This is a genomic window from Fervidobacterium sp., assembly GCF_059913585.1.
Genome location: NZ_DBOLZL010000010.1, coordinates 112,128 through 127,077 on the forward strand (window position 1 = coordinate 112,128; position 14,950 = coordinate 127,077).

The window sequence follows — 14,950 nt, forward strand, 5'->3', positions numbered from 1 at the left end:
ATTGAATGGTGCAAATAATTTCCGCAAGTTTCACGGCGGTATAAAAGATGAAGATATCTTAGATTTTTCAATCTCTGTGAACCCTTTTGTGCCTGAATTTATTCTTCAAGTGCTGGGGAAAAAACTACAAAACCTAAGAAGATATACATACGTGGAATGGATTGAAGAGGATTTTAGAAAACACTTTGGAAGCAACAGTGTAATCATTGGCGGTGCAACCGAGGCGTTTCATATCCTTGGTTGGACATTAATGGAAGACGCACATGTAATAATACCCACTCCAAATTACACGGAATACGAAAGGGTTGCAACGTTCAAAGCGAAGGGAATTATAAAAGTTAACTACGTTGAAGGAAGGGAAATCGAACTTGATATTTTAAAAAATATTTTAGAAACTACAGCAAGTAGATTAAAAAAGCACAAGAAAATAATTGTGATTACAGGAAACCCAAACAATCCGACAGGTATATACAAAGATTACTCTATTTTGCTTGAATGGTCGCTGAGCAAATATGGAACCGATGTGATATTTGTTATCGACGAGGCGTTTATAGACTTTGTGCCTGAAAAACTGAGGATAGAATTGGATGAAAGGATATATCCGAACTTAATTGTTATCCGAAGCTTCACGAAAATTCTGGGATTGCCAGGTGTGAGAGTTGGGTATGTGAAATCAGTTCAATTTAAAGAATTGTTTGAGAAATACCGCATGCCGTGGGCGATAGGTGGGGATGGGTATACTCTTTTGGAAGCGATAATGGAAAATAAAGAGAAATACGAAAACTTTGTGAGACAAACTCAACAATATTTTGCTGAGCAAAGAGAAACATTCTCTGAATTTATTTATTTCCCATCACTCACGAATTACATCGTTGTCAAAGTAGGTGATGTAAAAAAATTCATCGCCAAGCTGAACGAAGAGCGCATGCATGCAAGGGAGATGTTCGATTTTGGAATTAATGATAGTGTCCGAATTGGACTGAAAAAGCCAGAACACAACGAAAAGATATTGAAATTTCTTATACTTTGGTGGAAGGAGATGAAAAGATGGATAAACCAGTAGAAAGACTCCAAAACGGCTATATCCAAGTTTACACAGGTAACGGGAAGGGAAAAACAACAGCAGCTTTTGGTTTGGCATTGAGAGCGGTGTGTGCAGGTAAGAAGGTATACATTGGGCAGTTTATAAAAGGTATGAGATATAGTGAACTTGATGCACCGAAATATCTGCCAAATTTGGTAATTGAACAATACGGACGAGATTGCTTTATTTTCAACTCGCCTACCGAAGAAGACATCAAATTGGCAAGGCAAGGACTTGAAAAGATAGCAAGAATTATCAGGTCCGGAGAATACGATGTAGTCATTATGGACGAAGTGAATGTTGCTGTCTACTACAAACTCTTTGAGCCAGCAGATGTGGTGGAAATTTTGAAAACCAAACCTGAACATGTGGAAATCATTCTAACTGGTAGATACGCTCCACAAGAATTCATCGATATTGCAGATTTAGTAACCGAAATGAGAGAAATCAAACATTATTACCAAAAAGGTGTTCTTGCAAGGGAAGGGATTGAATATTAAGCCAAAACTCAGAGCCACCATTAAGGTGGCTCTGAGAATGTATTAAAGATTTATTTCAGTGTAGGTGTGCATACTGTAAGACCACTTTGTCTGGTATCAACTACAACATTAACGGCAACTTTATCTATTGAAAGTTCTTGGAACCAAACATTTGAGAAACTTACACCTGTTCGGCTTGTTGTTTCACCAATACGTTCCCAAAGAGAACTTCCAGGAACTTTTACGTAGACTACAAATTTTGCTTTGTCATAATCATAGCCTGTATAATTCCACTGATATGTCACTTTTAGACTTTTCCCTGATCTACTGTATTCTGCTGAAAGATTGCTAACAGGTGGTATTATTGGTATTGTTCCAATCAAAGTTGTGAGCGATGCATCTCCGGTGACAAGAGCTGTATTAACATTTGATGTATTTGCTTGGTCTCTGAAAGCTTTGGGCCAGCTTGTATTTGCAAGACCCTTCGCCAATGTATGAACAGAAACAAGCTTGTTATCCACTCCAACGAGTATAGTCTTTTCATCTCCAACACTGCTAAGGGCAGGAGCAGTGTAAACTGAATTTCCAAGGTCCATTTCCCATAGTAATTGGCCACTCAAACCATCGAAAACTTCCAGATATCCGTAATCATCATCACCAATGTAAACGCGGTCCTTATCATCAACAAGCGGTGCGGTATCCACGTATCGTGAACCATAATTGCTCCACTTTATTGTTCCGTTGCTTTTATCGACGCAACATAGATAACCGTTGCTATTTATGTATATGAATCCATTTGATCCAATAACGGGGTCTCCAAAATAATAATAATAAGAAAGCTCCCACTTCTTCGTTCCATCAGGCTTTATTGCGTACAAATTGCCGGAACTTGCCACATATATCGTTCCGTCTGAATCAATTGAAGGTCCGTGTTTTAAACATCCATCTCCGTTGAACGTCCACTTGATAGTGCCATCTGGATTAAATGCGTAAAGTTTCCCTGCGGTTACATATACAGTTCCATCGTATGCAACAGAAGGATGAGAAAGACAGGATGTACCTATCTGGTATCTCCAATTCTCTTGTCCGTTATCTTTTCTTACAGAATACAGATATCCATCTGATGCAGCAAAGTAAACAGAGTAGGTGGAGAACGTGATTCCATAGCTCACACTTCCGCCGGCTGTGAATGACCAGACAACGTTTCCATCTGTAGGGTTCACTTTGTAAACTTTGTTGTCTGTAGCACCTACAAAAATATATCCATCCTCATCGATTACAGGACCAGAGGATATGGCAGATGTTGTGAGTTGCTTAGCCCATTTTTGCGTGCCGTTGTCTGTGAATGCATAGAGCCAACCGTTATTGTCTGCAATATATATCGTTCCATCCTTTGCTACCGCCGGAGTTGTTGATGCAACCCCGCTAAGTGTTTTGCTGTATCGAACAAAACCGTATATGCTTGGGTATACGTCAAACGGTAAGTCGATGGAAGGGTAGACCGTCAAATAGTTCGTCTTTTGATATTGAACACTATTTCCTTGAATTTTGTTTTTCAAAGTTACTGTTTGCTGAATCTCCCAAACTCCCGGATATGCGTTTGTCAATTCCAAAGTAACATTTGTAGCAGAAAGAGAAGATTGCTCAAGTGTTTTTTGGGTTCCCCTAGATGTGTGCTTAGCAGTTATGAGTATGCTATTGAATTCATATTCGTCAGCCCAGTAATTTGGGATTTTGTAATTTAAGATAGCGGAGCCATTAAGAAAATCTACGGGAAGATAAACGGTTTTTGTGGTGGCGGACAAAGACATGGTAATTGAGCCCTGCATTATTACGGTTTCCGTGGCATACATAGAAGCGTTTGTGTATAGTTGTGCGAAGAAAGTGTACTTTTTACTAGCATCTACACTTACTTCAAATGTGATAGTATCATTCAATTTGTAATTTCCCTCGTGGATTTTGACTCCATCTGAATCTGTAAGCTTAAAGTAGATTTTACTAATGGGTAGTTCGTCTTTGAATGCAGTCAGACTCTTTCCTAAAAGCGCATCAAGGTTTTTAACAGAGAGAGTCGAGGTATAAGAGCTTGGGAGCTGTAATAAAATTTTAAGCCTTATTTTCCCACTTGATTCGTTACCTCCATTGGAACCACTTGAACCGTTGTTTTCACCAGGAGTACTTGTGCAACTAACAAGGTAGAAAAACAGCAAACTTACTATGGAAAATATTACGAAATACTTTGAAACTTTCTTCATTCTGTCACGCTCCTTTCTTGGAAAAGGTAATTGGGAAGTTTCTTTTCTCTTTTATTGTACCATGACTCTTTCACAAGAAAGGATTATAAAACCTTCCATTGTTCACGAAGATTCCAATAGCTATAGATATGAACAATATCAATCCAGATATTCCAAGCGTAATATAGTCTTCAAACGTGAATTTCTTTGTAGTATACCATGTGCGCTTTTTGTATTTGCCAAATCCTCTCAGATCCATTGCGTTACTTATCTTTTCAACACGCTCAAGGCTGGAGAAAATCAAAGGTATGAGTATTAATAAAGCATACTTGAATCTGTCTTTAAACTTTGCTTTGTAGGACAAATCAATGCCTCTTGCTTGTTGCGCAAGGCTTATGTCCGTGTATGCTCTTTGAATATCAGGGAAATACCTAAGCGTAAGTGCGAAAGAATATGCAATTTTGTAATTAACACCGATCCTATTAAGTGAAGATGCCAGTTCGCTTGGATTTGTTGTGAATAGGAAAATCATACCAAGTGGTATGACAGAAATGTATTTTAAGAACTTAGTCGTTTGATAAAAGATCTGTTCCAAGGTTACCGGGTAGTTCTTAGAAATGTAAAAAAGCAGATGCTCTGTTCCAAAGATTTTTACACCTTCTGTAGGTGCAAAGAGGAATGTAATTATTTCATTTACCACGAGGAATGCAAAAACATATGCAAACATGAGTTTGACTCTTGCAAACTTGATTTTTGCTACTCGCATCAAAAAGAACGAAAATACCAAAATACCACTAATGACTCTGATATCATAAGTATACATGACCGCTGATGTTAATAGCAAAAAGGATATAAGCTTTGTCAAACCAGAGAGTCTGTGGATGATTGTTTCATCTGAAGTGTACAGTATCAACTTCTCCTGCACGGCTATTCCTCACCATCCTGTCATAATTGATGAAGTGTTTGACAAATTTAGAGGGATCTTCAATACCTACTAACTGCGAAAGCTGATAAAGTGAGGTTTCTTTCAGATTTGCTTTTTCAATTACTTCCATATTGGTTAGAATTTCCGACGGTTCAGCACTTGCTATGATTTCTCCATCTGCAAAAACTATAGCTCTATCAGTGTATTCCATGATTAAATGCATGTCATGGGTTATTAGAATTATAGTCTTTCCCAGAGAATTAAGGTATGCTAGAAATTCCATAATTTCTGAGTAATGCTTAAAATCTTGTCCTGCGGTTGGCTCGTCAAGAATAATTATATCTGGATCAAGAACAAGGATAGAAGCGATTGTAACACGTTTTTTCTGTCCATAACTCAATGCGGAAATAGGCCATGAAAGAAATGGTTTAAGACCACATATTTCCGCAACTTCCGAGACCTTTTCCTTGATCCTATCTTCAGGAACCTTCCTCAACCGAAGTCCAAGGGCTATTTCGTCGTATACTATAGCTTTTGTGATCATCTGATTGGGGTTTTGCATCACAAACCCTATAATTTCAGCGCGCTCTTTGATAGTCATATCGTTCAATTTTCTACCTTTGTAAGTTATGGTTCCGGAATCTTCCTTGACAAACCCGCATAGCACTTTCGCAAACGTAGATTTACCTGCCCCATTTTTACCAACTATCGAAACCATCTCTCCTTCTCTGATTTCAAGGTTTATATTCTTCAAGACAGGTTTATTTTTCTCATATGAAAAGTTCAAATTCTCAACTTTTAGTATTGGCTCCGAGCTAAAAGCTTTCTCATCTGCTCCAGTATCGTTCGTGGTGCCGAACCAATTTACAATCTTTCGTTTATCTTCTTCTTTTAACTCAAGCGTTTTTATATAACCAGGTTTGATAGAAACCGATACGTTTACTCCTGCGTATTTTAGAGCTGAAACATAGAGCGGTTCTCTCAAACCTGCTCCTTTGAGAATGTCGCTTACCATAAGTTCATGAGAATGCAAGTCAGCAATGATTTTACCATCTTTTAATACAATTACACGGTCAACTTCTATATGTAGAACATCTTCAAGTCGATGCTCAACAATGATAATTGTTTTTCCCGTCTTCCTGTGTAGATCGTCTATAACTTCCATTGCTCTCTTTGCTGTTGCTGGATCCAAGTTTGCCAAAGGTTCGTCAAATAAAAGCACGTCAACATTATCTACCAACACACCTGCTATTGTAGTCCTTTGCTTTTGTCCTCCAGATAATTCAAAAGGAGAATGGTTCAAAAATTTCTCCATACCAACCATCTTTGCGGCTTCTTCAACCCTTTTTTTCATCTCTTGAGGTGGAACACAGTCGTTTTCGAGTGCAAAGGCTATATCTTCACCAACGGTGAGCCCAACGAATTGGGCGTCGGTATCTTGTAGAACAGTTCCCACAATCTTTGATAGCTTGAAAATGTCAAGGGTGCGTGTTTCGACACCCTTGACTTTCAAACTTCCCTTTATTTCACCCTTGTAGGCAAAAGGTATTAAACCGTTAAGACAGTGGACAAGTGTACTCTTTCCAGAACCGCTCGGTCCAAGAATTACAACCTTCTGCCCGGGATAAATCTTTAAGTTTATGTCCTGCAAAGTAGGTTCTGACTGGACATGGTACCTGAACGAAAAATTATTGAATTCGATAACTGGTTCGATGTTACTAACGTTGTTGTTCATTTAATCATATTCCTCCAACTATTAGATTTCTGAAATCAAAAGTTTTATTCTTCTTTCTTCAAGCTTCCTTTCTTTGGTTTTGTCGCTACGTAGGCTATGAGTAAAAGTGTTCCGATGACACCGGCACTGATAATATTCATTATTGTAGCAGCTACACCTTGGATGAAGACCTTATCAGCTGGCTCGGCGTATATAACGATATCAAGTACAGGGGCAACAATTAGCCAAGCGATAACGTTTCCAATAATTTGGAAAACGTTTACTTTTAAAATGTCTTTACCTGTAAACTCGCCCTCTTCAATGTTTGTAAACTTATATGACAAACCATATATGAAACCTGCGATACCACTTGCGATGACCCAACTCCACCACGGAGAGCCGTATTGGATAGCGTCACTAAGGGCATGACCTATGAATGCTGAGAGTCCACCAGCTATAGGACCATAAAGGGTTGCGATGAAAAGGGCGAATCCATAGGCGGTCATGAAACTTGTTTGAGGAACTGGAGAAGGAATCTTCACGAACATAAACAAAAGCATAAAAATCGCAGCACCAATACCAGATGCAACAACCGTCGCTGTTGAAAACTTGAATAACTTTTTCATACCCCTCTACCTCCTTTGATCTTTAAAATAGGGTTGAATCATTTTAAACGATAGTGAGTTCCAGTTTATCTAGAAGATCTTGATAACAGTATTCTTTACTCTCGTCGAGATTGCGGAAAAAGAATTTAACTCTCAGAATATTTAATGTATCTAACTTTCCTCTACTTGGAAAATCCGAAGCAATAACTATGCCACCTAATAACTCTCCTTCTTTGTCAAAATCCTTTATATATTCTGTTATTTGTTCAAAATCCTTGCTACTCGCTTTCCTGTTTTTGACTTCCACCAGTATGTATTGGTTCTTTCCAACGGGATGCTTGAGTTTAATAAACAAATCTATAAAACCTCTTGATAAAGCCTTTTCACTGAGAATTTCAAACTCGTCCGGGTTTTTATCTGACCCAAAATATCTCAGAACATCTTTGAGTATGGAATTAAGTTTTCTTTTAAGCAAAGATTGTAGGATATTTTCGTTGAATTTTGTTACAGTGTAATTGCTATCTTCGTAATCTGAATCTGCGTTGGAAAAGAGAATCTTAGGAACAAATTCTAAATCAGAAAATTTGAATGTATCTGAATTTTCATATTTGATAGAATTATGTGGAGATATTCCCAGGGTAGAGACATAAGATAAAGTTGTTGCATCGGCCTGAAAATGAGTTTTCCTATACCCACCTCTAAGCAAAAGATCTTCTGCAACATACGCAAATTCCGGACGTACCATACTTTCGTCAAATTCACGCTCAAGTTTTAACTCTAACCGATACGGAAATGTGTATGTATTACCAGATTCTCTGAAAGTTATTGGCTTCCATGGTGGAAGACTCTCTGCATTTTTATATGCGATCTTCCTTATTACCTTATAAAGGTTTTTAACTCGAGCACCATACAGAAAACTAACGTAATCCCCAACATCAATATCTAAGAATGTCCAAAGACCATTTCGACTGCTGGGAAATCCTGCAAGATTGTATTTTATACAGAGATCTAGATTTTCTTTGTTTGAAACGGATATAAGATAATATCGCGGATCCAGCATGTGGTTAACCCCCTAAAGTGTTACGAGAATAAACCAACTGTTTACTTAAATTATAGCACGTCTTGGTATTCTATTTTTAAAAATCATCTTTCCCAAGCAATCATGGTAAAATAGTATTACTAAATTAGTTTCCCTAATCCAGACAAAGTGTTAGTACATTTGGTTCAAGATAGCTTCATCTCAAAATTCTGGGAGATGATTTATATGAGTGGTTCCGATGAGGAAAAGAATATGAAAAGCAGAAGCATACGAACTGTCCAAATAATAGCAGCCGAAAAGGGTGGAGAAAAACCATTTGGTATTTTCAGCAAGCCTACGTTAGATTATTTTAAAATCGCAAGGGATTTACTGAAAACTTACGGTGATTTAAAAGTTGTTGGACAAGAGTCAAGTCAGTTTGATGCCAGAATAATCATACAAGCTGAAGAAAAAAATAATAAAATTGATGGGACAGTGACATTCGAAGAAAAGGGGAACAGGTGGGTTTCAAAATTCACAATAGACCTTTCAGCTAAGTCAAAAGGGCAACTGCCTACGTTTGAGTTTGAGGCAATTGTTTTGGAAATATTATCCTACATAAAAGGAAGCGATATACTTTTTGCAGTTTTAAAAGAAAAGAATCTCAACAGAAAGAAAGCAGCGATAAAAGCCATCGGAAATGTGAGTGACCCAAAATTTATCCCTGCCTTGGTTGAAATCCTCCAAAACTCTCCCTCGGATTTGAAAAAGCTAATCATAGAAACGCTCGGAAAAATGAAGGACCCAAAGGTGGTCCCTCCGATAGCTCTATCTTTGAGAGATGGTGACCCTGTTGTGCGTGCATCTGCCAAAGTTGCGCTTTTTAACGCACTTCGTTCAGGGCTTCCTATTGATGAAACTGTGCTGTTTTTGTTAGAAGATAAGGATGCGGGAATTCGGTCCGCGATTGTTGATATTCTTGCAAATGTAAGCAATGAAACGGTTTTTGAAGCTTTGCTCAAGGCGTTAAACGACGAAAATCCTAATATTCGACTGCGCTCTGTTCAAGCGTTGGAGAAAATAAAAGACCAACGAGCTATCGGACCTCTTTCAAAACTATTGGTGGACAAAGATGTTGGAATTAGACTTGCTGTGGTTCAGGCGATAGGAAGTATTGGGCATGAAAAAGCAGTTGAATACCTTTCGATAGCTCTGAAAGACAGTGAGTGGAGAGTTAGAAAAGCACTTGCCACGGCTCTTGGAAACACAAATAATCCCTCTGCCACACCATACCTTGTCGAGTTGCTCAAGGACGAATCACCAGAAGTGAGAAAAGCTGCAGTTGAGGCTTTGCAGATTGTTGGTGATGAAACTTCTATTCCTGCACTTATTGAAGCGCTCAGAGATGGAGATTCGTGGGTAAGAATGACAGCTGCAGAGACGCTTGGACGGTTGGGAAGTTTGGAATCTGTTGAAAAACTTATTGAATTACTTCAGGACCCATCTGCAAACGTCAGGAAGGCAGTACTAGAAGCTCTCGGGAAAATAGGTGATTACCGAACTGTAGAACCTATTTTACAAAGGCTCAAAGATGATATCGCGAGCGTTCGAGAGGCAGCTGCAGAGGCTCTCGGAAAACTGCGCGATAGCCGGGCTTTGGAACCGCTCATTGAAATTTTGGAAAATCCAAAAGAAGAGAACTCAGTCAAAGAAGCTGCAATAAGAGCTCTTGGGAACATAAGGGATTTTGAATCAGTTGACGCGATTGTAAGTATGATAAGTGATGAAAATCCAAACATCCGCAAAGCAGCTGTTGAAGCTCTCGGAAAAATTGGTGATATTAGGACTTTGAATTTATTGATTAATATAGCTATCGATTCTGGAGAAGAACATTCCGTAAGAAAAACAGCAATACTGGCTTTGGGTCAACTGGGTGATGAGCGTTCGGTTGAGACTCTTATAAAACTTTTAGATGATAGTGACCCAGAACTTAGGGAATCTGCTGCTTTTGCACTTGGAGAGATTGGAAGCCCACGAGCTGTTGATTTTCTTGTCAAAAAATTCGAAGATGAGAACATTGCTGTGAAATTAGCAGCCATCGAAGCAACCGGAAAAATAAAAGACAAAAAATGTGTTGACAATCTTGTTGCTACATTGAAAAGTAAAGAACCAGAAGTGAGAAAAGCTGCAATCCATGCACTTGGGCAGATAGGTGATGAAGTTGTAATTAACTTCATTATCGAAGCTTTGAATGATTCTTCTGTTGATGTTAGAAAAGCTGCAGCCGAGGCTCTTGGATTAATAAGAAGTAAAAAAGCTGTAAATGCACTCTTAGAAGCATTGAAAGACAAAGATAAAGGTGTGAGAATGGCGGTTGTCGATGCACTTAGCAAAATTGGAGACTCAAAAGTCCTCCAAGAATTATTAGTTCTAACAATTGAGGGCAACAAAGCTAGTGGTGAATACAAAAAAGGAGAAGTTCGACAGGAAGGATTGACAACCGTTGAAGGACTTATTAATGCCTTCTCATCAGTCTTAGGGACGGAAGCAACTGAAATGCCGATGGAGCCCTCCAAGAAGGGGGCTGCGTTCAAAGAAGAAGATGAGGAAATCTTAATACTAATGGCTTGTGATGATAGTTTAAATGAAGACCTACGACAGCGAGCTATTTTTGTGCTTGGTGAGATGAAAACACCTAAAGCAATAGAAACATTAATAGAACTACTGAAAGACAAAAATCAATCCCTGAGAGAATCAGCAGTCAAAGCCTTAGGAAAGATAAAAGCACAAACCGCTTTAAAGCATCTGGGAGCTATGTTAAACGATAAAGCTCCTGAAGTAAGAAAAGCGGCAATTTGGGCGATAGGAGAAATCGGAAGTTCAAACGCAATAGAATACCTAAGGCGTGCTTTGAAAGATAGCGACTTTGTTATTCGTGAGGCTGCCGTTAAAGCGCTCGGTTCTGTTGGAAAAGCAAATATCCATGAAGCTTACGAACTGCTTGCCGAAGCCCTTAAAGATGAAGATTATCACGTAAGAAATAGTGCAAAGATAGAGCTTCAGCTTGCTACAAAATCAGGGCTTCCTGTAACCGATGTGTTGATTCAACTTTTAAAAGACAAAAACCTTTCCGTAAGGCTTGTGGCTACGGAAATTCTTGGTTTTTCACAAGATTCTCAGGCAGTTGATGCACTTATCGAAGCTCTAAAAAGTGAGGATGCTGCAGTTCGTAAGACGGCGGTAGAATCACTTGGCAAAATTGCGCACCCGAAAGCAGTTGGGGAATTGGCAAAGTTAGTAAAGGATAAAGACCTGGGCGTGCGTTTGGCGTTAGTTAAAACATTAGGAAATATACATAACGAAAGCACAATTGACCCTCTTATACAAATGCTTGATGACCAAAGTGCCGAAATCAAATTGTTGGCACTACAAGCTCTTGGAAAATACCAAAACGAACAATTAATAAATGCTGTCGGGAATTTACTGAAAGACAAAAATATAGAAATACGCTTAGCAGTTGTGCAAGTGCTTGACACTATAGGAAAGAAAGAAGCTTTGCGATTTTTGCTTACAGCCATAAACGACGAAGATTGGAGAGTCCGAAAAGCTGGTGTTGAGGCTGTAAAAAATATAGCAGAAAAAGAGAAAATAGAAGACTCAGGAATAGTAACTGAAATCATTAAGCTACTCAAAGATCAAAACTCGGCAGTTAGAAAAGCTGCAGCAGAAGCACTTTACACAATAGGCTATTCTCAAACCCCCGGACTTTTGGAAGCATTAATCGAAACCTTGAATGATGAAGATTCGTGGGTACGGCTGGCAAGTGTTCAAGCACTTGCAAAATTTGGTGGATGGTCAATTGTTGACCAGTTAATAAAATCGTTGAGAGACCCAGCTTCCTATGTAAGAAGAGCTGCTGCTGAAGCGCTAGGAAAGATAGGTGATTCAAGCACAGCAAATGCATTGATAGAAGTTCTAAAAGATAAGGATTGGAAAGTTCGTAAAACAGTTGTAGAGGCACTTGGAATGATAGGTGACGAGACGGTAGTCGATGCCCTTGTGGATATGCTCAATGATGAAAGCTCGGAAGTTAAAATAGCCGTATTGGAAGTGCTTGGAAAACTAGCTGATGCGGGTGTTCTTGATAGATTGGAAGTAGCAATTAATGACAAAGATGTTGAGGTAAGAAAAAAAGCAGTTGAGGTAATTTGGAAAATAGACACTCCAAAGTCGGTTGAGCTACTAATCAGGGCTTTAAAAGATGAAGACTTAGAAGTTAGATTCAAAGCTCAAGAAGGACTGCTACGTGTTTGTGATTTCAGTGTGCTTGAAGAAATAGAAAAACTTCTCAAAGATGAGGATCCAAACGTAAGGTGGTTGGCGGTGCAGGCACTGAAGAAAATTGGTGGGACATCTGTAGTCAAATCGTTGATGGAAGCAGTAAACGACAATGTTTTCAGCGTCAGATGGTTTGCAATTGAAGCGCTTGGAGAAATTGGAAGCCAAAAAGCCATACCAGTTTTGGCAAAACACTTAGCTGACAAAGACTACACAATACGCCGGTCGGCGGCAGAAGCAATAGGAAGAATTGGCGGTCAAGAGGCGTTCAATGTGTTAAGTGAATCATTGAGGAACAAAAATTCAGAAACAAGGGAAGCGGCTGTTTGGGGGATATCAAAGTTGGCAACGCACGAGCCAGAAAAGGCTATAGAACTTCTTAGCGGAATGATTGCCGACGCGAGCCTGAATGTTAAAAGAGCAGCAGTACAGGCTCTTGCAGGTTTTAGAAACAGGAAAGCTTTGGAGGTTATTATCGAAAAACTTAAGACTGAAGACCAAAATACAAAAAAGATAATATCCGAAGTGCTTGAAGAAATCTCAGGGAAAAAATTCGGTTTGGAATACGAAATCTGGAGAAAGTGGTTAGAGGAAAATCAATAGCTTCAAAAGGTAGCATAGGTAAATTTAAGATGATAAAACCTGAGAGTATTTATACCAATAGTAATATTTAGTTTTGTTTTTTGCAACAGAAAATAGTAGTTCTCATTTGTAACCATTCCTCTAGACATAGCGGATTAAAAATATATTTTTCCATTGGTATATTGGGAACTAAGTTAATTATAAAGTAATACAACAAAAACGGTAATGCATAATAAACTAAACATAAAAAGCCGCACTTCGGACCCAAAAGCGTCATAAACTATTAACATTATTCCCAAAGGCTTTTGAAATCAAGACTTTTCAAAACCAATATGTAACGATTATGTAAAATCACAAAATTTAGCCATTTTTTCGGGGGATAGTTTCCGGTCATGATTAACTTAAAAAGGCATAAACACGAGGTTTTTAATTTTTACAAATGTAACTGTCAAATTTAACAAAAATAGTGGTATAATATCTATAAGGGTTTTACGGGTTTTAGAAGTGACTATGAGGGATGGAAACGTCGGGTGGCCTTTCCGCCACCACGACCACCTGAAAACAAGGTTTTAGAAGTGACTATGAGGGATGGAAACCTTTCATTCGAACCATCTACAAGAAACCAGTACTTACCTTGGTTTTAGAAGTGACTATGAGGGATGGAAACGTTAACTGGCAATGTTAATTCTATCCAGTTTACATATGTTTTAGAAGTGACTATGAGGGATGGAAACTCTGTTCTTCGTTATACATCCTAAGCCGGCTTATCAGTTTTAGAAGTGACTATGAGGGATGGAAACTTTCTGTTGTTTTAAAACAAACGTTATTAAAAGTTAAAAATTCAAGTTTTAGAAGTGACTATGAGGGATGGAAACAGTTTTCCTACATTCACGCAGTAGTTAAACACCATACTGTTTTAGAAGTGACTATGAGGGATGGAAACGTAGCGCCTCGTCTGTGGTAAGTGGGATGTCAAAACAGAATTTGTTTTAGAAGTGACTATGAGGGATGGAAACCTCCTTACCCTGTAACTGAATTAGGTCCGCATAATCATACAGTTTTAGAAGTGACTATGAGGGATGGAAACTTTAATCCTTTATTGTTGAGTCCGAGTAACTTTAATAACTGTTTTAGAAGTGACTATGAGGGATGGAAACTTAAACTTTTTATTATCCGGTCTATCTCTTCTGAGTTTTAGAAGTGACTATGAGGGATGGAAACTAATAATCTCTATGTTGTCCTCGCTAACTGGAAATATTAATTCGTTTTAGAAGTGACTATGAGGGATGGAAACACTTGGTATAAGTTTTAGCGTTCCACGTTCTGTTCTACTGTTTTAGAAGTGACTATGAGGGATGGAAACCATCCGAGTTCTCAGAGTTCTCAGACTTTAGTAACACTTGTTTTAGAAGTGACTATGAGGGATGGAAACATTTCTTTTACCGTCACGACGTGGGGCGGGTGTCCCTTCCGGTTTTAGAAGTGACTATGAGGGATGGAAACCTGGGCGAGAATGCCCAGGAAAAAGAAGCTGTGTTAGTGGCCCGTTTTAGAAGTGACTATGAGGGATGGAAACTCAGTCGGTGTAAATCCATTTCATAACTTTCCACGTATTGCCATAAGTTTTAGAAGTGACTATGAGGGATGGAAACAATGGGAATTCCACGTAATACTTGTCTTTCTCTTGCTTCACAAGGTTTTAGAAGTGACTATGAGGGATGGAAACAGATGATAGACCGGATAGAATACAATATGCTAAAAATAATCTGTTTTAGAAGTGACTATGAGGGATGGAAACACTTTTTTCCATTTCCAAATACAATTTCATTGCGTTTTAGAAGTGACTATGAGGGATGGAAACATAACTCTTCCATCACTCCAATCTGTAATTTTTTCAATAGTTTTAGAAGTGACTATGAGGGATGGAAACTTAAAGCACTCCTTTTATCTTACTATTCTTCACGAATAGTT

8 protein-coding genes and 1 CRISPR repeat array are annotated in these 14,950 nt (G+C 38.6%); of the genes, 3 read left to right on the forward strand and 5 right to left on the reverse strand.

Annotation, left to right across the window (positions count from 1 at the left end; all coding sequences use genetic code 11):
• Position 1: 1 nt before the first annotated feature.
• Together AC3M61_RS02670 and cobO are read left to right on the forward strand one after the other, a co-directional pair.
• Positions 2-1,063, forward strand: a complete 1,062-nt coding sequence (locus tag AC3M61_RS02670) for an aminotransferase class I/II-fold pyridoxal phosphate-dependent enzyme (protein WP_500779382.1) — start codon at positions 2-4, stop codon at positions 1,061-1,063.
• On the forward strand, positions 1,048-1,584 hold the full coding sequence (gene cobO / locus AC3M61_RS02675; RefSeq protein WP_500779383.1) for a cob(I)yrinic acid a,c-diamide adenosyltransferase: 537 nt from the start codon (positions 1,048-1,050) through the stop codon (positions 1,582-1,584). Before AC3M61_RS02670 ends, cobO begins: the two co-directional genes overlap by 16 nt.
• A 50-nt stretch (positions 1,585-1,634) precedes the next feature.
• Here cobO and AC3M61_RS02680 read toward each other — a convergent pair whose 3' ends face one another.
• The 5 genes from AC3M61_RS02680 to AC3M61_RS02700 all read right to left on the reverse strand — a co-directional run bounded on the left by AC3M61_RS02680 (position 1,635) and on the right by AC3M61_RS02700 (position 8,101).
• Positions 1,635-3,818 carry an outer membrane protein assembly factor BamB family protein gene (locus AC3M61_RS02680; protein WP_500779384.1) on the reverse strand — a complete coding sequence of 728 codons (2,184 nt, stop codon included), beginning with the start codon at positions 3,816-3,818 and terminating at the stop codon, positions 1,635-1,637.
• Positions 3,819-3,888: 70 nt separating this feature from the next.
• Positions 3,889-4,722, reverse strand: a complete 834-nt coding sequence (locus AC3M61_RS02685; RefSeq protein WP_500779385.1) for an energy-coupling factor transporter transmembrane component T family protein — start codon at positions 4,720-4,722, stop codon at positions 3,889-3,891.
• Positions 4,688-6,457, reverse strand: coding sequence for an ABC transporter ATP-binding protein (locus tag AC3M61_RS02690; protein ID WP_500779386.1), 1,770 nt, complete (start codon positions 6,455-6,457; stop codon positions 4,688-4,690). The genes AC3M61_RS02685 and AC3M61_RS02690 overlap by 35 nt, the downstream gene beginning before the upstream one ends.
• Positions 6,458-6,501: 44 nt before the next feature.
• Positions 6,502-7,062: an ECF-type riboflavin transporter substrate-binding protein gene (locus AC3M61_RS02695; RefSeq protein ID WP_500779387.1), complete on the reverse strand. Its 561-nt coding sequence runs from the start codon at positions 7,060-7,062 to the stop codon at positions 6,502-6,504.
• Between the two features lie 43 nt (positions 7,063-7,105).
• Positions 7,106-8,101 (reverse strand): hypothetical protein, encoded by a 996-nt coding sequence (locus AC3M61_RS02700; protein ID WP_500779388.1) that lies wholly within the window; start codon positions 8,099-8,101, stop codon positions 7,106-7,108.
• Positions 8,102-8,305: 204 nt separating this feature from the next.
• Between AC3M61_RS02700 and AC3M61_RS02705 the strand changes: the two genes are divergently transcribed.
• Complete coding sequence (locus AC3M61_RS02705) at positions 8,306-13,000, forward strand: HEAT repeat domain-containing protein (protein WP_500779389.1); 4,695 nt, start codon at positions 8,306-8,308, stop codon at positions 12,998-13,000.
• Between the two features lie 474 nt (positions 13,001-13,474).
• Positions 13,475-14,909: direct repeats of the CRISPR family, unit length 30 nt; unit sequence GTTTTAGAAGTGACTATGAGGGATGGAAAC.
• Positions 14,910-14,950: the final 41 nt, after the last annotated feature.

Coding starts and splice junctions, on each gene's coding strand:
- AC3M61_RS02690 (WP_500779386.1), bottom strand. CDS start 6,457: ATGAACAACAACGTTAGTAACATCGAACCAGTTATCGAATTCAATAAT.
- AC3M61_RS02700 (WP_500779388.1), bottom strand. CDS start 8,101: ATGCTGGATCCGCGATATTATCTTATATCCGTTTCAAACAAAGAAAAT.
- AC3M61_RS02695 (WP_500779387.1), bottom strand. CDS start 7,062: ATGAAAAAGTTATTCAAGTTTTCAACAGCGACGGTTGTTGCATCTGGT.
- AC3M61_RS02680 (WP_500779384.1), bottom strand. CDS start 3,818: ATGAAGAAAGTTTCAAAGTATTTCGTAATATTTTCCATAGTAAGTTTG.
- cobO (WP_500779383.1), top strand. CDS start 1,048: ATGGATAAACCAGTAGAAAGACTCCAAAACGGCTATATCCAAGTTTAC.
- AC3M61_RS02705 (WP_500779389.1), top strand. CDS start 8,306: ATGAGTGGTTCCGATGAGGAAAAGAATATGAAAAGCAGAAGCATACGA.